Below are 23,176 nucleotides of genomic sequence, written 5' to 3'. Positions count from 1 at the left end.
AGAAATGGGTCCGAGCCGGCGAAAACGACAGCTAAATTCCGCTGGAACACGACAATATAGCTATGACCGATGCAGTCGTCGGTAAGTTACAAGACCAGGAGACGCTGGCCGCCCGAGTGGAGCGGGGCGACGCGCCAGAGTGGGTCGGGGCTCACTGGCGGACCTTCCGCGAGGGGTTGACCGGTGAGCGAAACGGCTCCCCGTTCCCCTGTTTCTTCGGCGCGGAGTCAGTTCGGGACGGCGAGCCGCTGTACACGGCCGTCCCGTCGATGAGTGACCCGGACGCGCTGTTCGACCTCGGCCAGACGCTCCTGAAGTACCTTGACACCTACCAAGACCACAGCGAGCGGGCCTCGCTAGTGACCTTCTTCCGGCCACCCGAACGGCCACTGACAGAGGCCGAGTACCACGACCGACTCTGGCACATTCTTCAGTTCCTCCACGTCCACGACCCGGAGCCGTGGCCCGAGGATATTCCGACTGACCCGGACGACCCTCACTGGGAGTTCTGTTTCGGCGGCAAGCCGATGTTTCCGACCTGCCGCGCACCGTTCTACGACACGCGAAAGAGCCGCTACTGTCCGGTCGGGCTGGAAATTACGTTCCAGCCCCGGGCGCTGTTCGAGGACCTGAACGTCACGGCCGACACCGAGGCCGGCCAGCACGCCCGCGATGTCATTCAGGGACGGCTGGAGGAGTACGACGGCGTCTGTCCCCACGCCGACATCGGCGACTGGGGCGTTGAGGGCGACCGGGAATGGCCCCAGTACATGCTGTCATCGGACGAGAACGCGTCGCCGGACGAGTGTCCGATGACCGTGACGCGCGAGCACCCGAAATCGAAGTGGCTCGTCGAGACGCCCGCGCCGGAGCCGGCCGACTAAGATGGTCGTACTGCCCGAGACACCAGTCCTCGTGCTGGTCGACTTCCAGCAGGGATTCGACGAGTCGCAGTGGGGAACGCGGAACAACCCCGACGCCGAGGCGAACGCGACACGCCTGCTTACCGAATGGCGAGAGCGCAGTCTGCCAGTTGCGCACGTCCGCCACAACTCGACGGAACCGGACTCACCGCTTCGGCGCGGCGAACCGGGGTTCGCGTTCAAACGAGAACTATCGCCCGAAGCGGGAGAAGCGACGTTCGAAAAGCGCGTCAACGGCGCGTTCATCGACACCGGATTAGCGGACTGGCTCCGCGACACTGCCTCCGAGACGCTCGTCATCTGTGGCCTGACGACCGACCACTGCGTCTCAACAACGACACGGATGGCCGAGAACCGGGGATTCGACGTTGTCGTTCCGGGCGACGCGACCGCGACGTTCGACCGGACACTCGGCGACGAACACTTCGACCCGAACCTCGTTCACCGAACGGCGCTGGCGCAACTGCGCGGTGAGTTCGCGACGATTGCGACGACGGACGACGTGGTCGCGTCGCTGTAGCAGCAAGCTCCCGACTGCGCTGGGAAGCAATGAGCGAGAAAGCGAGTTAATCCGAAACCGCGGCGTCCGCTTCTGCCGGTTGTTCGATAATCTCGTAGAGGTTCTGCCGCGCGTCGGCGAAGTACACGTCTTCTTCGATGACACCGACTTCGTCGAGTCGTTCCAGAGCGTAGCGGACAGTCCGTGCCGAAAGCATCGACTCCTCGACGATGCCTTTCTGTGTCAGCGGGCCGTCGTACTCCAGAACCTTGTACACGAGCTTTGCGCTCGGCGGAAGGTCTGCGATGGCTTCCCCATCAGAGTCCGTCATTACCCGTAATCACAAGCGCCGGGCGCATAAAGATTGAGGAGTCAGTCTCGCCGGCGCACGCATTCGCGGCCGCGTCACAGTGTTGAACCGCGCACCTTTTGGTTGCGGGTAGTGGAACGTGTGGTATGGCTACGGAAACGGCGGACGGAATGAGCTCCCATATGCGGGGGCTCACTGTCACGACGCTGACAGCCGTCGCTGGCATCGCCGCCGCGTTTGGTTCCAACGCGCTAGCGGCCACGCCAAACGACCCACAGGGCGTGCTCGTCCTCGCGGTCGCTATCGCAGCACAGTTCCCGATTCTGCGGGTGATCGGCATCGACACGGACGACCTCTCGACGAAGGACGTGCTCTACATCGGCTTCATGACCTTCTCGCTGTGGTTCGTCTCCTGGGGTATCCTCCTCACAACGGGGGCATAACGATGGCCGAAGACAGTATCGCCGTCGTCGACTTGGAGCGGTGTCAGCCCGACCGCTGTAACTACGAGTGCATGAACTACTGCCCGCCCAACCGCAGCGGGAAAGAATGCATCGTCAAACGGGAAGACGAGTACGAGGAAGACGAGCCCTTCGAGGGCCAGCCCGATCAGGTCCGCATCTCCGAGGAAATCTGTCTGGGCGAGTCCTGCGGTATCTGCGTGAACAAGTGTCCGTTCGACGCGATCGAAATCATCAATCTCCCGCAGGAGCTGACCGACGAGCCGATCCACCGCTACGGGGAGAACGCCTTCTCGCTGTACGGGCTCCCCAGCCCCGCCGAAGGCCAGGTGACGGGGATTCTCGGCCCGAACGGCATCGGGAAGACCACCGCCGTCCGCATCCTCGCCGACGAGATGCAGCCCAATCTGGGCCGCTACGGCGAGGAACCGAGCTGGGACGAAATCCTCGATGAGTACCGCGGCACCGCCCTGCAGGAGTACCTTGAACAGATGCGCGGCGGTGACGTGGATGTCGCCCGCAAGCCCCAGTACGTCGACCGGATCCCGAACCAGTTCGACGGCAAGGCCATCGAACTGCTGGACCAGACCGACGAACGCGGTGCCCTCGACTACCTCGTCGAGCAGACGGGTATCGAGCCGGTCGTCGACAACCACATCGACGACCTCTCCGGCGGAGAGCTCCAGCGGGTCGCGCTCGTCGCCACGCTGGCACGGGACGCGGACTTCTACTTCCTCGACGAGATCACGCCGTATCTGGACATCGGCCAGCGGATGACCGCCGCACGGCTCATCCGCGAACTCGCCGAGGAGGAGGACCGCTCGATGCTCGTCGTCGAGCACGACCTCGCCATTCTGGACCTGCTCGCGGACAACATCAACGTCGCCTACGGGACCCCCGGCGCGTTCGGTGTCATCACGCCGCCAAAATCGACGAAGAAGGGCATCAACGAGTACCTCTCCGGCTACCTCGAAAACGAGAATATGCGCATCCGCCAGACGGATATCGAGTTCGAGGAACACGCGCCACGGAGCGCCTCTAGCGGCGACGTGGTCATCGAGTACCCCGAGCTCCAGAAGAGCTACGGCGACGGCGAGTTCTCACTGGATGTCGAGGCCGGTACCATCCGCGAGAGCGAGGTGCTGGGCGTCGTCGGCCCGAACGGTATCGGGAAATCCACGTTCGCGAAGATGCTCGCCGGCCGACTGGAACCGACTGCAGGCGACATCGACACCAGCCTCGATATCGCCTACAAGCCCCAGTACATCGAGATCGACCAGCCGATGCGTGTCGACGCCTTCCTCGCGTCGATTACGGACGACTTCGGCAGTTCCTACTGGAACACCGAAATCGCCCAGCCGCTCCAGTTGGAGTCGGTGATGGAACAGCAACTCACCGACCTCTCTGGCGGGGAGCGCCAGCGGGTCGCCATCGCGGCCTGCCTCTCGAAAGATGCCGACCTCTACCTGCTCGACGAGCCCTCGGCCCATCTGGACGTGGAACAGCGCGTCATGGCGACCTCCGCCATCCGCCGCTACGCCGAGAACCACGACGCGACGGCGATGGTCATCGACCACGACATCTACATGATCGACCTGCTGGCCGACCGTCTGCTCGTCTTCGACGGCGAGCCGGCCAAGAACGGCCACGCTGCGCCGCCGCAGGGCATGCGCGAGGGCATGAACGAGTTCCTCCAGAACCTCGATATCACGTTCCGCCGCGACGAGCGGACCTCACGGCCCCGTATCAACAAGCCCGACTCGCAACTGGACCGCGAGCAGAAAAACGCCGGCGAGTACTACTACGCGCCGTAGCGTCGGAACTCGAAGACACAGTACGGTGTCAAGCCGCGGGGTCACTGCCACTGCTCGTCTCGGACCCCGCAACCGCGTCGTCTAAGCCGTCAGCGACTTCCTCTGGGTCGAACTCCTCGTCCGGGTCGAGTTCACGGTCAGTCTGCTCGTCTGTCTGGCGTTCAGTGACCGCTTCATCGCCGGTGACCGTCACGAAGATGTCTCGCAGTTCCGCAACGCGCTCGGGTGACTGACTCTTGCTCATCGCGTGTGTGTACAAGTACCACAGAAAGGTAGGCGCTATACCGAATCAGTTTGGTATCTGTTCGCAAATCACAGCACGTTCCGCTGGCAGGACCCGCACAGCGAAACCTCTTTTACGTCGACTTGTCGGACGGTGGGGGAGAAATTCATCACGCAGCGCTTGTTGTCGCAGTGTTCCAGCCCGAGGGTGTGGCCGACCTCGTGGACGACCTCTTTTCGAACCCGCTGTGAGAAGATTTCGCCGGCAGAGCGGTTTGAGAAGCCGCCATCGGAGGACGTCTGGAGCCGGTACGTGGAGATAACGCTACCGGAGCCACCGAGATACGCGAGTCCGAAAACGTAGTTTCGGCGGCGGTAGAAGAGGTCTTTCGGCGTGATAGCGATGTTTTTGCCGCCGGAGCCGACCCGGCGGGCGAGGTCGATAAACTCCTCTGCGCGGTACTGGTCGCGGTCCCCATCGTACGCGCCGGCAGGAATGGACTGTGGCTCGTGCATCGAGACCTCACAGTCGTAGACGGAGCGGAGTCCGTCCGAGGCCTCGCGTTTGACCTGGGCTGAGACCTCGCCCACCGGCACGATGTCGACGTGCATGGGAACGCATATGCGCCCGCATCTCATAAATTGTACGACGTGACCGACACCACCGGCCCGCTTGTCGACCGACTGGCGTCTGTCGATTCCGTCGTCGAGGTCGGCATCGGAAACCACCCTGACGTAGCCGATGCTCTGGCCGAGCGAGGCGTAGATGTGACCGCAACGGATATCGTCGAACGGGAGGCCCCCGACGGGGTGCGGTTCGTCGTGGATGACATCCTCAAACCCGACCGCTCGGTGTATGTGGATGCAGACATCGTGTTCGCCCGGAACCTCCCGCCTGAACTGCACCGGCCGACGTTGACCGTTGCCGAGGCCGTTGGGGCCGCGTTCTGGTTCACGACGCTGGGCGGCGACCAGCCAACGGTCGCCGTCGAGCGGGAGCAGCTCCCGGGCGGGGAGACGCTGTACCGGGCGAAAGATAGCAAGGCGCTTGAGTGAGGACTGCCTTCGCTCGCCCATGCAAGTCGACGCGGTCGTCCTCGACATCGACGGCGTGCTGGTGGACGTGGCCGACTCCTATCGCCGAGCGATTATCGAATCCATCGACCGGGTGTACGGCGACACGATCGAGAAGGCGGCAGTCCAGCAGTTCAAGGACGCCGGCGGGTTCAACAACGACTGGGAACTGACCTATGCGGCCGCGCTGTTCGTTCTCGCCGGCCGCGAGTCCACTGTCGCAGATATAGCGGCGTTCACCGACGCTATCGCCGAACGCGGCGGTGGCCTCGACGCGGCCGAAGCGGTGGTTCGTGACCTGCTGGATGACCCCGCGGAAGACCGAGTCTTCGACGCCTGGAACCGCGAACAGCTCCGGGATGTGTTCCAGACGCTGTATCTCGGAACCGACCTCTACCGGGATATCGAGGGCGGCGAGCCACCGTTTACCGCGCCGGGCTACATCCATGACGAGCCGTTGCTGGTCGACGACGAGACGCTATTGGCTCTGCAGGACCGTTTCGCCGTCGGCGTCGTCACCGGCCGACCGGCCGCCGAAGCCGACATCGCGCTGGAGCGGGTCGACCTCGACCTGCCCGCAGAGCACCGCTTCACGATGGATGACTGGGAGGAGGGCAAACCCCACCCCGCCGCCCTGCAGACGCTCGCCGAGCGCTTCGACGCCGAGCGGGTCGCCTTTGCCGGCGACACCCTTGACGACGTGGCGACGGCAGTCAACGCCGATGCGGCCGACGACGACCGCGTCTACTACGGCATCGGCGTCTTGACAGGCGGGCTGACCGGCGATGCCGGCCGCCAGACGTTCGCCAACAACGGCGCGAGTGCCGTCATCGAATCGGTCACCGACCTGCCCGAGCTTCTCGACGCGGTATAAGCGAGGTGGCCGGGGCAACGCCATCGACTGGCGGTAAACGGCAACGGTTTCACCGACGGGACAGAGACCACGGATATGCGACGACTACCGACGTTCGGCTGGGCGCTGCTGGTGAGCATCTGGGCCGGACTCGTCGGAGGCGCGGTCATCCGCGAGCCGTCGGTCGACCTGGTGCCGCTGTACGCCGTTATCTGCCAGCTACTCGGCCTTATCGCGGCCTACGGGACGATGCGTGAACGCAGTCACATCCTCGAATCCGTCCACCGGCCGGGCCGCGTCGGGATGTTTATCATCGTTCTCTTTTTTGTGATGGTGCCGCTCACGACTGTCTTTGCCCTCGTGCTCGGGGACGCATCAGTCGCTGGCGTCGCAACGCAGTGGGTCAGCTATCTGGTGGGCCTCGGGAGCGCGCTGTACGTCGCCTTCGCCGGCGGGTTCGACCGGGCTTGGGAGAAGTACACCTGAGTGAACCTGTCACACAACGTTTATTCAGTGGTCGGCCTACGCCGTAAGTATGGACATCGCGTTGCTTGGCGGTACTGGAGACATCGGCCAAGGCCTTGCCCTCCGCTGGGCTGACGACACCAACCACACGATCATCATCGGCTCCCGGAAAGCCCAGAAAGCGGCGAACAAAGCCGAGGAGTACGAGACAGAACTGGCCAGCCGCGGCCACGACGACGTATCAATCGCCGGGCTGGTGAACGAGGACGCCGCCGCCCGCGCCGACGTGGTTGTCGCCGCCGTCCCGGCCTACCACCTTACCGACACCATCGACGCCGTTGCCGACGAACTCGATGACACAACCCTTGTGGCCCCCGCCGTCGGGATGCAACGCGACGAGGACGGCTTCCACTACAACCGCCCCGGTGCCGGCAGCGTCACGCAACTGGCCGCCAACGCCGCCCCCGATGACACGCCTGTTGTCGGCGCGTTCCACAACCTCGCGGCCGGTCGTCTTGCCAACCTCGACGCCGACCTGAACTGGGACACCATTGTCGTCGGCGACGACACCGACGCCAAAGACACCGTCTGTGAACTCGCCGAGGGCATCGAGGGGCTTCGTGCCCTCGACGGCGGCCCGCTCGCTAACGCCGCCGAAATTGAGGGACTGACGCCGCTGCTCATCAACGTCGCCCGCCACAACGACGGCCTGCATGACCTCGGTGTGAAGTTCCAATAGTACCTTTTTACTTCGTCGCCCTTCCTCGCGGCGCTTCGCGCCGCTGTGGGAGGGCTCCTCGTAAAAATCTACGCTAAAAACGACCTCCGAGTCGCGCTCACAGAGCGCGCTCGGAGTGAAACCGCTCGCCGTCGGCGAGCGATATGCCTGCCGTGGCCGGTCAGCCGCCGGCAGCAGTGCTAATCCCAGTTGAGGGTCTGCCACAGCAGCCCTGCCCTTCCCCGCCACCAGCGATGAAACGCTGGCTCGGCCCAGAGTGAGGGGCTCGGTTTCATACAGTTGCCAGATAAATACGAACAAGCAGCAACTACTTGCGTACTGCAGCCGTGATCATAGAGGATGGAGACAGAAGGGTCACTCTCAATACTCCATGTCGACGACGACGCGGCGTTGGGAGCCCTCGTCGAAACATATCTCGAACGGGATGACAGCGGCCTCGATTGTACTGTCACGACAGAGACGAACCCCGAAACCGCGCTATCGCTGATTCGGTCGTCGGAGACGAACTTCGATTGTATCGTCAGCGATTACGATATGCCGGAGATGAACGGTATCGACTTCCTCGAAGCCATCCGGGAGACCCATCAAGAACTTCCGGTGTTGCTGTTTTCCGGGGAGGAAACCGGCGATGTCGCCGCCGAAATCATTCAGGCCGGTGTCACAGACTATCTCAAGAAATCCGTTGGAACCGACCAGTACACGTCGCTCATCCGCCGAGTCGAACACGCCGTCGATTCGGACGGGAGCTTCGAGACGGGAACGAAGTCAAACTCAGCGGCGTCGGCGTCATCGGCACGGACGAGCGGTTCGAGCGAGTCGACGAGACCTACGCCTCGTACTACGGCTACGAGTCGGAGGAACTCGTCGGCAAGCACTGGTCGGAACTCCACCCGAGCAACGAAGTCCAGCACATCAGGACGCACGTCATTCCTGTCGTCAGAAGCGGCGGGAAGTGGACCGGCCAGAGCAAAGGGTTGCGGGCCGACGAAACTACCTTCACCGAGTCGAAGATGGTGACGGCGCTTGAGGGCGGACGGATGCTGATCGCCGTCGACGAAATCGACGATTCGGGACTGGCCGAACAGGAGTGAGCCAGCGGTTGCTACTGGCCGGTGTGATAAACCGCAAAAGCGACTGCGTTACGCCGAGGCCTGCTGCAGCGCGTCGTCGATGTCGTCGGCCTGCGTGACGCCGACGAAGCGCTCGACGATGCCGTCGTCGTTCTCGATGATGAGCGTCGGCAGGGAACGTACCTGATACTCGTTGGCGACGTCCTGCTCCTCGTCGACGTTGATCTTCTCGAACTCAACGTCCGCCCACTCCTCTTCGAGGTCTTCGAGGATCGGGTCCTGCGTTTTGCAAGGGCCGCACCAGTCCGCGTAGAAGTCCTTCAGTGTAACCGTCATAGTACTCTGTTCGTGTTAGCCCGCGGTATCTGATAAGGGTTATCCATGTATACCGGGGGCACGCAATCGCGGGCGACCCGAAAGGCTTAGTGTTGGTGATACACCACCCTGAAGTATGAGTGGTAGCGACGGCGGCGGACTGATGTCCAGTGCGGGACTGGTCCGGTATTTCGACGCTGAAGACCAGAACACGATCCGTATCGACCCTCGAACAATCGTCGCGACCGGCGTCATGTTCGGGCTGTTGATGCTCGTGCTGAACGCGATGATCGTGTAGGCGATTCCGCACTGTTTTCCTCTCCCCGCCACTGACTCGCGGGTATGCACTTCACGCAACGCGAACAGCAGGCGCTCCGCGATGCTGGCGTTGAGCAAGCGACCATCGAAGCGGCCTCCGACGCGGTGGTCGAAGCCACCGACGACGCGGACGGAGAACTGGAAGCCTTCTTCGACGGGCGCGAGACGGTGTACTCCGATATGGATATCGCTCACAGTTCCAGCGAGATTCAGGAACACACCGTCGAATACTGCGACCTGTTCACCCACGCCGACGACATCCGGGGCTATCTGCGCTTCGACACCTGGGGCGTTCCGGTCGAGGGCGGGCGCGTCCTGAGCGAGGGGAAAGTAGAGCTCTCGCTGGGACCGACAGTCCACGGACGGGTCCGCTTTGCCGCCGACGAGGACGCGCTATGACCGTCCGGGTCAGGGGCATCTACGCAACGGCGCTGACCCGGCTACTGCGCGAGGCGGACCACGAGGTCGTCCAGGCATCGGGTCCTATCGAGGACCGCTTCGACGGCGAGTTCGCCGACGAGCGGGCGGCGGTCACCGTGGTGACGACCGACGACCAGCAGGGTGTCGGCGTCATCGGTGACCACGACACTGCCGCGGCCGTTACCGACCGCCTGGCCGAAGTCGGCCGGGACACGCTTCGCTGGGACGACCCGACGCCCGAGGGCGCTATCTACGCAGGCACCGTGACCGAGACGCTGGGCAGCGGGGCTGTCGTGGACCTCGGCGACAGCGAGGGGTTTCTCCCGTACTCGTCCTCGGACGAGCGCGTCGAGACGGGCGATACGCTCCGGGTGCAGGTCGTCGAGGCGAGCGCGCCGTGGACGAACGGCCGGCCCGTGCTGGACACGACCGTCGCGGTCCGCGGGTCGCTCCTCTCGCTCGTGCGCGGCGGGACCGCCAACAGGTCGGGGACCGGCGGCCCGGCGATGCTGGACCTCATCGCCGCGGAGCCCCAAGACGGCTGGGGTGTCTCATGGGAAGCGGCGAGCGAGGACGCGAGCTTCGACGCGCTGGCTGCGGCACTCGACGCCGCCAACGACCGTGCGGCGGCCATCGATGCATCGCTCGACGGGGCCGACGCGCCCGAGGACTGCGCGCCGACCCGTTACGACGAGGGACGTTCGACGGCGTGGCTGTGGTTCGGCCGCGAGAGCCGGTTCGCCCTCGACGAGGTCCGCCGCGAGGTGACGTCGACGATGCCGGGCCACCACCGCGTGAAGGCCGGGGACCGCGCGGCCAGCGCCGCTGTGGACTACGTCGAAGCGCTGTGTGACGACCCCGAAACCGGCGAGACGGACTTCCCCTTCGCCGTAACGACCCGGCAGTTCGGCCCGCAGGTCGGCGGGTCGCTGTCGCTGGGTCACGGCAAGCCCGACGGCCGACTCATCACGCTAGGCAATGGCGAGGTCCAGTCCGTCGATGACGACGGAACGGTGACCATCGAGCGCGAGATGAGTCCCGGCGGCACCTACGACGCACTGGGCGTCCCGAAGAAGGCCGGCGACATCGCTGAAACGAAGGTCAAGGAGGGGCGGTGGTGGTACCCGACAGTGTACCGCGACAGCGATGGCGAGAAGAAGGGGACCTACGTCAACGTCTGCACGCCCGTCGAGATATTCCCCGACACCGCCCGCTACGTTGACCTCCACGTCGACGTGGTGAAACACGCTGACGGGGCCGTTGAGCGGGTCGACGACGACGAACTCGACGCGGCCGTCGAACGTGGCCACATCTCCGAGCCGCTGGCCGAGCGCGCCCGGAGTGTCGCCGCCGCTGTCAAGAGCGCACTGGAGTGACGCAACGGGGCTCAATCAGGCGGGCGAGGTCAGTCGCGCCGGCGTCGGGCGCGCCACACTGCGAGTCCGACCGCCGCGACCGCCGACCCGACGCCGAAGCCGGGGCCGCCGACGCCAAGGGAGGTGCCGTCAGCGTCGGTAGCGTTGCCCGCCTCGTCGTCCGTGGGCGTTGGCGTCCGTATCTGGGGGTCCGGGAACGTGTACAGTCCGGGCTGGACCTCGGTCCCCTGGCTCGCGTTCGTGCTCCCGGCGACGAAACAGCCGGCGGCGCGCTGGGCGGTCCAGAACGAGGTCGTTTCAGTGTCGCGCCACTCGAACGCGAGTTCAGGCGCGGTCGGGTCCGTCAGGTCGTGGACCCGGACCCCGCCGTTGTACCACGCCGAGTAACAGCGGTCGGCGGTCAGTTCGAAGTTGTGCGCCGTCGTGAGGATGCCACCCGGCGATGGGTCCGAGGTCGGCGGCGGGTCGAGAGTGGACAGCAGTTCAGCGTCGGTCGGGTCGCTGATGTCGTACAGGTCGATGCCGCTGGGGCCGCCGCTGTCGTCGTCGCCAAGGTCCCATGATTCGCCGCCGACGCCCAGCAGCGACGCGTCCTCATTGACCGTCACGAAGTGGTCGTTACCCGGCGGTTCGCTCCGCTCGGTCCCGGGGTCCTCAATGGCGGCGAGGTCTTCGGGGGAGCGCCCGCGGACCTTCGAGACGAGCGAGATGTCGCTCGGGTCGGATACGTCCACGACCCACGTCCCGCCGTCCCAGTACGCCAAGTAGGCCCGGTCGTCCTCCACCCAGACATCGTGCAGCGGCCAGAGACTCGTCGGCACGTCAGCCCAGGCGTCGCCGGCATCAAGCAGCGACCACTCGCCGACTTCCTCTTCGGCTTCGATATCGGCCACGAGCAGGGGGTTGCCGTCGCGGTCGTTCGCGGTCAGATAGGCGTAGCGGCCGTCAAAGTGACAGTTGTGGACCCGTGTGTCCAGTTCGAGGCCCGCGATTCGCTCCGGAGCCTGCCGGTCGCTCACGTCGAAGACGGCGAAACCGTGAGCGCCGTCGGCGGGGTGGGCAGGCCCGGCGGCCAGCAGCCGCGAGCCGCTGACGGCGAGGTCTTGCACGCGCTGTATCGGACCGTCGTCGCTCTCTGCCAGCAAGTCGGTCCGGCGGCTGAGGAGTCGGGGACTGGTCGGCGTAACGAGGTCAACGAGCGCGATGCCGTCACCTGTCGCGACGTAGGCCGTGTGTCCGTCGGGGCTGGTGACGACCTCGTACACTGTCTCCATCTCTAGCACGCCCAGCGGGTCTCCGCCGGTCGCGGTATCCGCGGGCGCTGGCTCGGCCGTCCCATCACCGGTCGGCGTCGGATGACCCCGGGTTGTCCCCGTAGCGAGGCCAACACCTGTCCCTGCAAGGGCGAGTCGTCGGAGGACCGTCCGGCGGCGCATAGCGGTCGTTGGGGGAGCCAGGGCAAGAAGGATTCCGGTGGGGCGTCAGTTCCCCTGAATCGCGTCGATAACCATCGCCGCGGCGATGATCGGCTCCTTCGGGACCGTGCTGGCGTCGTCAATGGTTATCTCGTAGCGGTCTTTCAGCGAGAACTGCCCGTCGATGTTGCCGACGTGGGTGCCGTCCTGGTCGGTGATCTCGTACTTGTGTGGAATCCAGCCGCCGAATGGGACGACGTTGCGCGCGATGGTCACGAGCGCGCCCTGAGAGTTGATCTCGGCGATCTTCGCCTCAGTGCTGGCGTCCCGAATCTTCCACGTGTCCTGAAAAATCGAGTAGTCGTTGTCGAGGATGACGATGTCCTCGCCGGTCTTCGAGTCGGTGAGGACGTAGTTGCCGGCCACGTCGATGATGCCGCCGGCGTTGACTTCGAACACTTCGTCACCATTTCCGTCGACGAACGGGAACTGCTCTTTCATCTTCAGCATCTTCTGTTTCCCGCGGAGGACGACGTTCCCGGCGGCGTCCATGGCTTTGTACTTGTTGCGGACCAGACTCTGTTCGACAGTGTAGCTGTCATCAGAGAGGTCGATTCCCTTGATGTCGTACGTGGAGGGCGTACTCATATTATTTACCATAGAACACGCCGTAATCAAGCTTTCGACGGAACCAGTACCAATCAAGTACGGTTTCGGACGCAACCGACAGGGTTTCCCTCCTGCCGGCCAACGAAGATGCAAAGATGAGCAAGGATATAATCGAGGTCCGAGGGGCCGAGGAACACAACCTCAAGGACGTCGACGTGGAGATTCCCCGCGAGGAACTGACAGTCGTCACCGGGCTGTCGGGGTCGGGCAAATCCTCGCTCGCATTCGAGACGGTGTACGCCGAGGGCCAGCGGCGCTACATCGAGTCGCTCTCCGCCTACGCCCGGAACTTTCTGGGGCAGATGGACAAGCCACAGGTCGAGAACGTCGAGGGGCTCTCCCCGGCGATCTCTATCGACCAGAAGAACGCCGCCAACAACCCCCGCTCGACGGTCGGCACTGTCACCGAACTCCACGACTACCTTCGCCTGTTGTACGCCCGCGTCGGCACGCCACACTGCCCGGAGTGTGGCCGCGAGGTCGGCGAGCAGTCCGCCCAGAACATGGTGTCCCGGCTGCTGGAACTGCCCGAGGGAACCCGCGCCAAGCTGTGTGCGCCGGTCGTCCGCGACCAGAAGGGGGCCTTCGAGGACCTGTTCGACGACCTCGTGAGCGATGGGTACAGCCGCGTCGAGGTCGACGGCGAGGAGTTCGACCTCACGCTGGACCGACCCGAACTGGACGAAAACTACGACCACACCATCGACGTGGTCGTGGACCGCGTGAAGATTTCGCCGGACGCCCGCTCGCGCATCACGGACTCCGTCGAAACCGCGCTCGAAGAGGCCGACGGGACGCTGAAGGTCATTCTGCCGGACCCGGCAGAAGGCGCGGCAGAGACGCTCGGCGGGTCAGACGCCCGGGCAACCGGCGACCTCGCCGACGGTGAGGAGGACGACGGAGCTACTTCGGACCGAATCGTCGTCGAACTCTCCGAGGACCTTGCCTGCACCCACTGCGGTATCGACATCTCCGAAATCGAGACGCGGTCGTTCTCGTTCAACTCACCGCACGGGGCCTGTCCGGAGTGTGAAGGGCTTGGCGAAACGAAGGAGGTCAGCGAGGACCTCGTCGTCACCGACCCGACGAAGCCGCTTAAACACGTCTTCGAGCCCTGGAGCTACGACCGGACGTACTACTCGCGGCAACTGGACAACGTCGCCGAGCACTTCGGCGTGGACCTCACGACGCCGTTCGAGGAGCTAGACGAGTCCATCCAGCGGCAGTTCCTCTACGGGACCGACAGCAGAGTCCACTTCGAGTGGCGGACCAAGAACGGGACCCGCGAGAAGACTGAGCGCTTCGAGGGCGTCATCCCGAATCTGGAGCGGCGACACGTCGAGACGGATTCAGACCGCGCCCGCGAGCATATCGAGGAGTTCATGGCGACGACGACGTGCCCGGCCTGTGAAGGGACGCGACTCAAAGCGGAGTCGCGGGCAGTGCTCGTTGACGGCACCTCGATAACGGACGTCAACGAGATGTCCATCAGTGACGCGCTGGCCCACTTCGAGGGGATGGAGGAGAACCTCTCGGCCCGGGACCGGAAGATCGCCGAGGAGATTCTCAAGGAGATCCGCGCCCGTCTGGGCTTCATGACCGAGGTCGGACTGGACTACCTGACGCTGGACCGCGAGGCATCGACGCTGTCGGGCGGTGAGAGCCAGCGGATCCGGCTGGCGACCCAGATCGGGAGCGGCCTCGTCGGTGTTCTCTACGTCCTCGACGAGCCCTCTATCGGCCTCCACCAGCGGGACAACGACCGCCTGCTGAACACCCTCGAAGAGCTTCGAGACCTCGGGAACACGCTGCTCGTGGTCGAACACGACACCGAGACGATGCGCCGGGCCGACCAGATAATCGACATGGGACCCGGACCGGGCAAGCGCGGCGGCGAGGTCGTCGTCAACGCCCCGATGGACGAGGTCATCGACACCGAGGAATCGGTGACTGGGGAGTACCTCTCGGGCGAGCGGACGATTCCAGTGCCCGACAGCCGCCGCGAGGCCGACGGCGAACTCACCGTTCGGGGTGCTCGCCAGCACAACCTCGCTGACCTCGACGTATCCATCCCGCTGGGGACGTTCACCGCCATCACAGGCGTCTCGGGCTCCGGGAAATCCACGCTGATGCACGACGTGCTGTACAAGGGGCTGGTGCGTCGGATGAACGACACCGACGTGAACCCCGGCGAACATGACGCTATCGACGGCCTCGACGACATCGAAACGGTTCGGCTCATCGACCAGTCGCCTATCGGCCGAACGCCCCGCTCGAACCCGGCGACGTACACCAACGTCTTCGACCACATCCGCGAGCTGTTTGCCGAGACGAGCCTCTCGAAACAGCGCGGCTACGAAGTCGGCCGGTTCTCGTTCAACGTCAAGGGCGGCCGCTGTGAGGGCTGTGGCGGCCAGGGGACGGTCACAATCGACATGAACTTCCTCTCGGACGTGACGGTCCCCTGCGAGGAGTGTGGCGGTGCGCGCTACAACGACGAGACGCTGGACGTGACCTACAAGGACGCAACCATCGCCGACGTGCTCGATATGACTGTCGAGGAAGCGTACGACTTCTTCGAGAGCCACAGCGGCATCCGTCGCCGGCTAGAACTCCTGAAGGACGTGGGGCTGGATTATATGCGGCTGGGCCAGCCTTCGACGACGCTCTCCGGCGGTGAGGCCCAGCGCGTCAAACTCGCCGAGGAGCTCGGTAAGAAGGATTCGGGCGAGACGCTGTACCTGCTCGACGAGCCGACCACCGGGCTCCACCCGGAGGACGAACGCAAACTCATCGACGTGCTCCACCGGCTCACCGACGACGGCAACACAGTCGTCGTTATCGAGCACGAACTCGACCTGATAAAGAACGCCGACCAGATCATCGACCTCGGTCCCGAGGGCGGCGAGAACGGCGGCGAACTCGTCGCACAGGGCACTCCGGAGGACGTGGCCCGGACCGAGGCATCCTACACTGGGCAGTACCTCCGCGACCTGCTGCCGAACGTCGACCTAGAGGGGCCGCGAGCGGACCGCGACACAGCGGCCGAACAGCCGGCCGCGGACGACGACTGAGGAAGTCGGTATGCTGAAAGCAGGCAATAGCTGAAACGGCCACCAACGTTTTTGCCAGTAGGGAAACCTGATATAGCCAGTTATGGCGCAGTCGACAGCAGACCGCGTCGAGCGGAAACGGGGTATCGGTGGGCTGGCGAAGCAGGCGAACCCGGCGTTTGCTGTGGGGGCAGTCGCCGTCCCGTTCATCGCGTTTGCGGGGGCACTCGCCAGCGGAAACATCCGGGCGCTGACCTACGTCCATGTGATGGCCGGGGTGCTGTGGACTGGTATCGACCTGTTCATGGGCCTCGTGCTGGGGCCAGTGCTCGGCGGTCAAGAACCAGAGGCACGGGCAGACTTCTTCGCATCGTTCACGCCCAAGATGACGTTCCTGATGCCAACGCTGGCGACGGTGACTATTTCGGGCGGCATCCTGCTGGCACTTCGCCTCGGGAAGTTCCCCAACGCCGACCCGTGGCTGGCAATCCTGACCGCTGCGACGCTGATTCCGGTCATTCTCCTCATCGGCTATCAGTTCGACGCGCTGACCGACCCGAAGAAGCTGGGCATCCTCGGCGTCGCCGTCGTGGGTTCGGGCGCGTATCTCGTCACGACGCTGCCGGCCTTCGCAATGACCTCGTGGTGGATGGTCGCCACGCTCGGTATCGTGACGCTGCTGTCCGTGCAGGGCTTTGGCGTCATCCTGCCCGGCGAGGTCCGTATCTACCGGCAGGTCGTCTCCGAGAACCCGGACGTCGACCTCGTCTCCGAAATCGGGATGCGAAACGCCAGACTGGGGGGCTTGCAGGGGCTGATGCAGTTGGCTATCGTGTTCGTGATGGTCGGCCTGCGCTGGTGGACACCATAGCGGGGTGGGAGTATCCCGTGGTACAAACGAGATAGAGCCGGACAGTCCAACCCGGCTCGGGTTTCTCGGCTGACTTCGGGCGGGGTTGTCTGCTGTTCGAGTGTGTGCACTCACGGCGTTCTCTGATGTCGGCAGAACACCTACAGGTTAGCCGTCCGATACGTCGGTTCGTATGTCCGACCCTGACAGCGGTCCGACGGACCCCGAGGCGGTGCTAGAGGAACTCGCTGGGCTGCCGACGCTGGCGCATCCGACGGCGTCCCCTGACGGCATCGAAGTGGCCTGCTACTACGACGTGAGCGGGCGCAACGAACTCCACGTCCTCGACGTCGAGGCCGGCACGCACGAGCAGTGGAGCGACGGCGATGTCCCCAGGAATGCCCGCTGGCACGTGGAGTGGGACGCCGACGGCGAGCGCGTGTTCTTCCACCTCGACGACGACGGCAACGAACAGAACGACGTGTACGCCATCGACCGCGACGGGTCGGTTGAGGCGGTCGTCGAGATGGACGGGCAGGTAGTGCTGCAGGACGTTGGCGAGGACGGCGAGACGCTACTGGTCGGGTCGACCCGGGACGGGCAAATGAACCTCTACAGTCACAACCTCGCGAGCGCCGAGACGTCCAAGATTACTGACTACGACCGAGCGGTTCACACGGGACTGCTCTCGCCCGACGGGTCGCAGTTAGCGTACGCGACCAACGAGACTGACGACTTCGACAACATGGACGTGTACGTCAGTGACGCCGACGGGTCGGACCCAGAGACACTCGAAATCGGTGTCACCGGCGCGGAGGCCGCCCCGGCCGACTGGGGACCCAACGGTGACCGTTTACTCGTGATGGACAACAGCGGTGACCTGTCCCGATGCGGCGTCTACGACCTACGCACGGACGCAGTAACGTGGTTCGGCGGCGAGTACGAGGAGGAACCACAGGCGTTCCTGCCCGACGGCAAGCGGTTCCTCGCGGTCCGGACGCGTGAGGCGACGAAGCTCCCGGTCGTGTACGACATCGAGACCGGCGACGCACGCGAACTCGACCTTCCCGAGGGCGTCGCGTCGTTCGGCCGGATGGGCGGTGACCCGATACTGGGTGAGGACCGCCTCCTGGCGCTGCATACGACGCCCACGCGACGCCCCGAACTGCTCACATACGACCTCACGACGGACGAAACGGAGCCGCTGGTTGAGGCCGAGTACGGGCCGTTCTCTCCCGACGCCTTCGCCGACGCCGAGTACTTCACCATCGAGTCCGACGGCGTGCCCGAAACGCGGCAGGCGGCCGTCGAGCACGACCCGCACGACACGCTGGATATCGGCTGTCTCCTCTATGATTCAGGCGAGCGACCGTCCCCGCTCATCGTGAACCCCCACGGCGGCCCCCGCGGAATGGACAGCAAATCATTCGACCTCTACACACAGTTCCTCGTTCAGCGGGGCTTCTCCGTCCTGCAGGTGAACTACCGGGGTTCGACTGGCCACGGCCGCGAGTTCATCCGCGAACTGTACGACGACTGGGGCGGGGCCGAACAGGGCGACGTGGCCTCGGCCGCTGAACACGTTCTCTCGACCCGCGAGTGGCTTGACGAAGATCGGGTTGTCGTCTTCGGCGGCTCCTACGGGGGCTACTCGGCGTACTGGCAACTGGTCCAGTACCCGGACCTGTACGACGCCGGCGTCGCCTGGATCGGTCTCACAGACCTCGAAGACCAGTACGAGAACACGATGGCGCACTACCGAACAGAGTTGATGGAGAAGAACATGGGTACTCCGGAGAAGAACCCGGACCTGTACGAGGAACGGTCGCCCATCACCCACGTCGGCAACCTCGACGCCCCGCTGTTCATCGTCCACGGCGTCAACGACCGCCGGGTCCCCGTCTCGCAGGCCCGGCTGTTCCGCGATGCCCTCGAAGACGCGGGCTACACCGAAGGACCGGACGGCGCGTTCGAGTACCGGGAGCTCGGTGAGGAGGGCCACGCATCCTCGGACATCGAGCAGAAGAAACGGCTGTTCCGCCTGCTCGATGACTTCCTCGCCCGTCGAATCGGAACCGAGGCGGTCGCTGCCGACGACTGAGACGGATTGTTGTTGAGTATTTCCAACTAGTGCCGACCCATAGAGTCGACACATACCGGTAAGGCGCTCTAACAATCCGTATGAGTCCTCGGTGTAGAAGCGCTTATGCCCCTGCCTCCCGACCGTTTCGGCCAACGATGGCTTGGTCGGGACGCGCCGAGAGCCGGTGTGGCTTCACAGATAACATCGTGGACGTACACGGCGAGGCCGAAGCGGCGTGGGAATGTCCACACGGCGCACTCGACGGCAAAGAACGGTGTCCGTTCCATTGCCAGCCTGAAGACGTCCCCGATGGCATGGACGTGTCCGAGGCATTTCTCGACGCGATAACCGGGGATGCCGGCGAGAGTCGACAGGACCACAAGCGAGCGAAGCAGTTCATCGGAGCTACGTTCGATGTTCTCGACGTGTCGAACGCGGTCGTCGACGCCGCCGACAACCATCCGGTCGACCTCCGCGGGGCGACAATCGGTCGGCTGGACTGCACTGACAGCGAGTTCGGCCAGCGACTCGACTTCCGGGGAGCGACGGTCACGGAAACGGCCACGTTCGACGGGACGTACCACGAAATCGATGCGAAAGACGCGACGATTTCCGAGGCAGTATTCAACGGGGTGACAGCGGACCGGGTCGACCTCAGGGGCGCGCAACTGGACACCGCTGCGTTCGAGAGCGCGGAACTGTCCGAAGTTGATGCCCGCGACGCAACAATTGAAAGCGCGACCTTCGACCGGGCCTCGGTGATTGACGCCGCCTTCGACCGGGTGACTATCGAGGAGGGGTCGTTCCAGCACGCCACACTGGAGATGGCCGACTTCGACGAGGCGACGCTCGGGACGGGCGACTTCTACCACGCGACCTTCGACGAGGCGGACTTCCGATGGGCGGAGTTCGGCACGGCGCGGTTCTACGGCGCGACGTTCAGCGGCGGCTACTTCAACGAGACCAGTTATGACGAGGCCGTTTTCGAGCGGGTGGAGGCCGAGCGACTCTATCTCCCTGACGTGACGCTCACCAACGCGACGTTCGCCGACGCGGCCGTCTCGATGAAACTAGTCGTCCACGACTCGGTGTTCGTGGGCACCGACTTCGAGGGCGCAAACATCGAGCGGCTCGACGCCACGGACACGACGCTGGTCGCCGCGAGGTTCGTCGACGCCGCTGTCACCGACCTCCACCTGGGCGGGGCAACGCTGGCGAGCCCGCAATTCGCTGACAGCGACATCGACCAGCTCCGTGCTGCGGAGGTGACCTGCATAGGCACCGTTCGACTCCACGGCTGCACCATCGGATCGGTCGACCTCCGGCCAGCGGCCGTCGGACCGGACGGCGTCGGACTCGTCTCGCTCTCCGAGACCACAGTCGAAGACGGCACGTTCGGCCAGCCGGCTGCAGGCGCAGCGGTTTACGACCCCGAGCGAGCGACGCTTGGCACTGTCCGATTTGAGGGCGACGGGACGGAGAGCGTCCTCAGCCGTGTCGCGTTCTACCGGACGCGGTTCGCGGGCTTCGATTTCCGCGACGACGATGCCCTCGACTTGGAGGCTGCAAACTACCGGCTTCACGAACTCGACAGCAGGCTGTGGGACGGCCTGCGGACCGCGCTGTCGTACCCGGCAGCCCTCGACGAGGCCGTCGAAGCCCTGGCGGACGGCAACGAAAACGCAAAGACCGCCGAGCCAGGCACTGTCCCGAGAGTCGCGTCGGCCGGCGAGGACAGGGCGGGCTCGCCCGCCGGCGACGGTAACACGGCCGCGGCGGGCGATGAACCGCCGACTCTCACCAACCTGGCGGCCAAGCAGGCCCAGGACCATGCGGTCCCGACAGCCGCTCGCGCCACTGCCGAGCGACTCGGGACGGCGACAGAGGGGCGAATCGCGGCTGCCGCCGGCGAGGTGACATATCTCCGGGCCAAAAACGGCGCAAACGACATCGCCGACAACACCGCGGCCTCCGAGTTCTTCAGGTCGCAGATGGGATACCGGCGGCGCTGTCAGTCCCGGCGCGTCCGGGACAGTGCGGCGTCGCTGCGGGAGCGGGGGCGGGCGCTCGCCCGCTGGGGGATGAACGCCTTCCTGTTCGTGACGACCGGCTACGGTGAGCGGGCATCGTACACCCTCGCGGCCTCGGCGGTACTCATCGTCACATACGCGGGGCTGTACCTCGCTATCGCGCCGGCCCTGTTCGACAGTGTCGGCCAGTACGCCCAGCTCAGCCTCGGGTCGTTTATTGCCTTCTTCCTCGGCGGCGTTGGCGAGGTCAGTAATCCGACTGTGAGTCTCCTCGCCCAGTCCGAGGCGTTCCTCGGCGGCTTCTTCGTCGCGCTGTATGTTTTCGCCCTGACGCGGTCGGTCAGTCGCTGACCACCGCCAGCTTTCTTCGCTCGGGCAACGTAGGTCGGCCATGGATACCGTCTACGCCGCACTTGGTGACCGCGTCCTTGTTGGGGACGGTAACAGCGGCTGGGACGATTGCCTCCGTGGCCACGATATCGAGTGTGTCGCCGCAGAGGCTGCCGAGCCGGAGCGAGCCTTCGTGGGTCCCTCGGATGCTGGCCTCCAACGGACCACCGACGGCGGCGCGACGTGGGAAACAGTCCTCGATGCCGGCGACCGCGTGACGAGCGTCACGGTCAGCCCGCGCGACGCTGACGTGGTGTGGGCCGGGACGGAGCCGAGCGCGGTCTACCGTTCGGCTGACGGCGGTGAGACGTGGACCGAGAAGCCCGGACTGACGGAACTGGACTCGGCAGCACGGTGGTCGTTCCCGCCGCGGCCCGACACCCACCACGTGCGCTGGCTCGCCCTCGCGCCAGACGACCCGGAGCAGGTGTACGCCGCCATCGAGGCCGGCGCGTTCGTCCGCAGTCCCGACGGCGGCGAGACGTGGGTCGACCACCCCGACGGCGCTCGGCGAGACAACCACACGCTGGCGACCCATCCTGACGCCCCAGACCGGGTGTACACCGCCGCCGGCGACGGTTTCGCGCTGTCGACCGACCGTGGAGCGGCGTGGACCCACCCGCAGGAGGGGCTGGCCCATCGGTACGTGTGGGGGCTGGCCGTCCATCCCGGCGACCCGGACTGTGCCATCGTTTCGGCGGCCAGCGGACCCCGTTCGGCTCACAGTACACACGGCGAGAGCTACGTGTATCGATGGAACGGTGACCGGTGGACGCAATCGATGGACGGCCTGCCGGGACCGGAAGGTCTGGCCCGGCCGATTCTCACCGCTGCCCCGACTGATGGCTTTCTCGCGTTGACGAACCACGGCCTGTTCCAGTCGAAACACGGGGAGACGTGGGTCAAGCAGAACCTCGTCGGCGGGGACTGGACAGCCGAGTACGACCAGGTCCCGACCGGACTGGCTGTCGTCTGATACCGCCACCTCGTGATTCGGTCGGAAGACGCGCGGAACATACAGCAGACAGCAGTCCTTACAGGGCGGTGACGGCCACGTATCCGATGCCGCTCGTCACGACCGTCCCGGCGGCCGCAAACAGGAGAATCTTCGCCGCTTTTCGCCGGTCAGCGCGAACGGCCTCACTTGTATCGACACTGCCGCGTTCCCCGCCCGACCCCGAGAGGTCGTAGCGGGCCAGCGCACCGAAGGCGACACAGAACCGGAAGTAGTCCTGAAACGCGCCGACGTACCCGCCGAAAATGAAGGGGATAGTCGCCCACAGCGACAGGTTGGGGACCGCGCCCACTGCGACGGCGAGCGCGAGACCGACAGCGACCGCAAACGAAGCAAGGGCCGACAGTCGGCGGGCGCGGCGCTGGTTCGCTCCGATGTTACACACCCCGGGCTGATACTCTGCCATAGGCCATGACAGGGGCTACACCGACAAATACGCCCTGATTCGGGTAGTGACGCGACGGTCGGTTTCAAATGGTTGTGTCGTCAGGGGTGTGGTTTTTCATTTCGGCGGTCAACCATCCAGCTATGTCCCTCCAGTTCGAGCTATCGAAAACGTGGAAATGCGCCCTTATTAGCGGCGTCATCCCCGCAGCGTTCACGGTCGTGGACGTGTTGCGGTCAGCATCGAATATCACCTTTCAGGGGCTTTTCCTCGGCAGCGTCGTCGCAGGCTATCTGGTCAACGCTCTTGTGAAGCACGTTGTTGATTTTCAGAGAGCAGCATCAAGAGCATGTTTGAGCGCTTCGTCACCTGGTTTTCTGTAGAGTTCGCAGCGGAGCTGAAAGGCTCTGAGATACGGTGTTAGCTT

23 protein-coding genes and 3 pseudogenes are annotated in these 23,176 nt (G+C 64.7%); 18 read left to right on the top strand and 8 right to left on the bottom strand.

What is annotated here, in order from left to right:
* Positions 1–62 precede the first annotated feature (62 nt).
* Together G9463_RS17535 and G9463_RS17530 are read left to right on the top strand one after the other, a co-directional pair.
* On the top strand, positions 63–884 hold the full coding sequence (locus tag G9463_RS17535) for a YqcI/YcgG family protein (protein ID WP_004958453.1): 822 nt from the start codon (positions 63–65) through the stop codon (positions 882–884).
* A 1-nt stretch (position 885) separates the two neighbouring features.
* The gene (locus G9463_RS17530; protein WP_165897388.1) at positions 886–1,443 is read left to right on the top strand and encodes a cysteine hydrolase family protein; all 558 of its coding nucleotides are present in this window, start codon (positions 886–888) and stop codon (positions 1,441–1,443) included.
* Between the two features lie 46 nt (positions 1,444–1,489).
* On the opposite strand, the gene G9463_RS17525 is transcribed toward G9463_RS17530, so the two are convergent.
* Positions 1,490–1,753: a winged helix-turn-helix domain-containing protein gene (locus tag G9463_RS17525; RefSeq protein ID WP_004958458.1), complete on the bottom strand. Its 264-nt coding sequence runs from the start codon at positions 1,751–1,753 to the stop codon at positions 1,490–1,492.
* A gap of 125 nt (positions 1,754–1,878) precedes the next feature.
* Here G9463_RS17525 and G9463_RS17520 point away from each other — a divergent pair, with 125 nt between their 5' ends.
* Both G9463_RS17520 and G9463_RS17515 read left to right on the top strand, forming a co-directional pair.
* A complete protein-coding gene (locus G9463_RS17520; RefSeq protein WP_007188651.1) occupies positions 1,879–2,175 on the top strand; it encodes a hypothetical protein in 297 nt (98 codons plus the stop codon).
* A gap of 2 nt (positions 2,176–2,177) precedes the next feature.
* Positions 2,178–4,007, top strand: coding sequence for a ribosome biogenesis/translation initiation ATPase RLI (locus tag G9463_RS17515; RefSeq protein ID WP_165897387.1), 1,830 nt, complete (start codon positions 2,178–2,180; stop codon positions 4,005–4,007).
* Between the two features lie 28 nt (positions 4,008–4,035).
* Here the strand turns inward: G9463_RS17515 and G9463_RS17510 are convergent, their stop codons facing one another.
* Together G9463_RS17510 and G9463_RS17505 are read right to left on the bottom strand one after the other, a co-directional pair.
* Positions 4,036–4,251 carry a hypothetical protein gene (locus G9463_RS17510; protein ID WP_004958463.1) on the bottom strand — a complete coding sequence of 72 codons (216 nt, stop codon included), beginning with the start codon at positions 4,249–4,251 and terminating at the stop codon, positions 4,036–4,038.
* A 68-nt stretch (positions 4,252–4,319) separates the two neighbouring features.
* Positions 4,320–4,841, bottom strand: a complete 522-nt coding sequence (locus G9463_RS17505; protein ID WP_004514915.1) for an archaemetzincin family Zn-dependent metalloprotease — start codon at positions 4,839–4,841, stop codon at positions 4,320–4,322.
* Between the two features lie 30 nt (positions 4,842–4,871).
* Here G9463_RS17505 and G9463_RS17500 point away from each other — a divergent pair, with 30 nt between their 5' ends.
* The 5 genes and pseudogenes from G9463_RS17500 to G9463_RS24550 all read left to right on the top strand — a co-directional run bounded on the left by G9463_RS17500 (position 4,872) and on the right by G9463_RS24550 (position 8,451).
* Positions 4,872–5,285: a UPF0146 family protein gene (locus G9463_RS17500; RefSeq protein ID WP_127014442.1), complete on the top strand. Its 414-nt coding sequence runs from the start codon at positions 4,872–4,874 to the stop codon at positions 5,283–5,285.
* A gap of 19 nt (positions 5,286–5,304) precedes the next feature.
* Entirely contained in the window at positions 5,305–6,177 is an 873-nt protein-coding gene (locus tag G9463_RS17495; protein ID WP_165897386.1) for a TIGR01548 family HAD-type hydrolase, read from the top strand.
* Positions 6,178–6,252: 75 nt separating this feature from the next.
* Complete coding sequence (locus tag G9463_RS17490) at positions 6,253–6,642, top strand: hypothetical protein (RefSeq protein ID WP_127014204.1); 390 nt, start codon at positions 6,253–6,255, stop codon at positions 6,640–6,642.
* Between the two features lie 49 nt (positions 6,643–6,691).
* Positions 6,692–7,360: an NADPH-dependent F420 reductase gene (gene npdG / locus G9463_RS17485; RefSeq protein WP_121302457.1), complete on the top strand. Its 669-nt coding sequence runs from the start codon at positions 6,692–6,694 to the stop codon at positions 7,358–7,360.
* A gap of 339 nt (positions 7,361–7,699) precedes the next feature.
* A pseudogene (locus tag G9463_RS24550) lies at positions 7,700–8,451 on the top strand (response regulator).
* Between the two features lie 48 nt (positions 8,452–8,499).
* Here G9463_RS24550 and G9463_RS17475 read toward each other — a convergent pair.
* The gene (locus G9463_RS17475) at positions 8,500–8,766 is read right to left on the bottom strand and encodes a co-chaperone YbbN (RefSeq protein ID WP_004591027.1); all 267 of its coding nucleotides are present in this window, start codon (positions 8,764–8,766) and stop codon (positions 8,500–8,502) included.
* 115 nt (positions 8,767–8,881) lie between these two features.
* Between G9463_RS17475 and G9463_RS17470 the strand changes: the two genes are divergently transcribed.
* Genes G9463_RS17470 through G9463_RS17460 form a run of 3 tightly spaced genes read left to right on the top strand, consistent with a single transcriptional unit; the run spans position 8,882 to position 10,859 of the window.
* Positions 8,882–9,043: a preprotein translocase subunit Sec61beta gene (locus G9463_RS17470; protein ID WP_004514908.1), complete on the top strand. Its 162-nt coding sequence runs from the start codon at positions 8,882–8,884 to the stop codon at positions 9,041–9,043.
* A 44-nt stretch (positions 9,044–9,087) separates the two neighbouring features.
* Positions 9,088–9,462: a hypothetical protein gene (locus tag G9463_RS17465; RefSeq protein WP_165897385.1), complete on the top strand. Its 375-nt coding sequence runs from the start codon at positions 9,088–9,090 to the stop codon at positions 9,460–9,462.
* The gene (locus tag G9463_RS17460; RefSeq protein ID WP_165897384.1) at positions 9,459–10,859 is read left to right on the top strand and encodes a DUF402 domain-containing protein; all 1,401 of its coding nucleotides are present in this window, start codon (positions 9,459–9,461) and stop codon (positions 10,857–10,859) included. The genes G9463_RS17465 and G9463_RS17460 overlap by 4 nt, the downstream gene beginning before the upstream one ends.
* A 29-nt stretch (positions 10,860–10,888) precedes the next feature.
* Here G9463_RS17460 and G9463_RS17455 read toward each other — a convergent pair whose 3' ends face one another.
* Positions 10,889–12,295: an LVIVD repeat-containing protein gene (locus tag G9463_RS17455; protein ID WP_165897383.1), complete on the bottom strand. Its 1,407-nt coding sequence runs from the start codon at positions 12,293–12,295 to the stop codon at positions 10,889–10,891.
* Between the two features lie 45 nt (positions 12,296–12,340).
* Complete coding sequence (locus tag G9463_RS17450; RefSeq protein ID WP_007188641.1) at positions 12,341–12,922, bottom strand: LURP-one-related/scramblase family protein; 582 nt, start codon at positions 12,920–12,922, stop codon at positions 12,341–12,343.
* A gap of 116 nt (positions 12,923–13,038) precedes the next feature.
* On the opposite strand from G9463_RS17450, the gene uvrA reads away from it, so the two are divergent.
* From uvrA to G9463_RS17425, 5 genes are all read left to right on the top strand, one after another.
* Positions 13,039–16,017 carry an excinuclease ABC subunit UvrA gene (gene uvrA, locus G9463_RS17445; protein WP_165897382.1) on the top strand — a complete coding sequence of 993 codons (2,979 nt, stop codon included), beginning with the start codon at positions 13,039–13,041 and terminating at the stop codon, positions 16,015–16,017.
* An 82-nt stretch (positions 16,018–16,099) separates the two neighbouring features.
* Complete coding sequence (locus tag G9463_RS17440) at positions 16,100–16,867, top strand: hypothetical protein (protein WP_165897381.1); 768 nt, start codon at positions 16,100–16,102, stop codon at positions 16,865–16,867.
* Between the two features lie 172 nt (positions 16,868–17,039).
* Complete coding sequence (locus tag G9463_RS17435; protein WP_165897380.1) at positions 17,040–18,947, top strand: prolyl oligopeptidase family serine peptidase; 1,908 nt, start codon at positions 17,040–17,042, stop codon at positions 18,945–18,947.
* 137 nt (positions 18,948–19,084) lie between these two features.
* Positions 19,085–21,310, top strand: coding sequence for a pentapeptide repeat-containing protein (locus G9463_RS17430; RefSeq protein ID WP_165897379.1), 2,226 nt, complete (start codon positions 19,085–19,087; stop codon positions 21,308–21,310).
* A 40-nt stretch (positions 21,311–21,350) separates the two neighbouring features.
* Entirely contained in the window at positions 21,351–22,325 is a 975-nt protein-coding gene (locus G9463_RS17425) for a hypothetical protein (protein WP_165897378.1), read from the top strand.
* 58 nt (positions 22,326–22,383) lie between these two features.
* Here the strand turns inward: G9463_RS17425 and G9463_RS17420 are convergent, their stop codons facing one another.
* A complete protein-coding gene (locus G9463_RS17420) occupies positions 22,384–22,770 on the bottom strand; it encodes a hypothetical protein (protein ID WP_165897377.1) in 387 nt (128 codons plus the stop codon).
* Between the two features lie 68 nt (positions 22,771–22,838).
* Between G9463_RS17420 and G9463_RS24055 the strand changes: the two are divergent.
* Positions 22,839–23,045, top strand: a pseudogene (locus tag G9463_RS24055) (hypothetical protein); the annotation flags it as partial.
* Between the two features lie 32 nt (positions 23,046–23,077).
* Here G9463_RS24055 and G9463_RS17410 read toward each other — a convergent pair.
* Positions 23,078–23,176 (bottom strand): annotated as a pseudogene (locus G9463_RS17410) (IS1595 family transposase); the annotation flags it as partial.

Source organism: Haloarcula sp. JP-Z28 (assembly GCF_011440255.1).
In the GTDB taxonomy this organism is placed as follows: domain Archaea; phylum Halobacteriota; class Halobacteria; order Halobacteriales; family Haloarculaceae; genus Haloarcula; species Haloarcula marismortui.
This window is presented reverse-complemented; position numbering and strand designations above follow the sequence as displayed.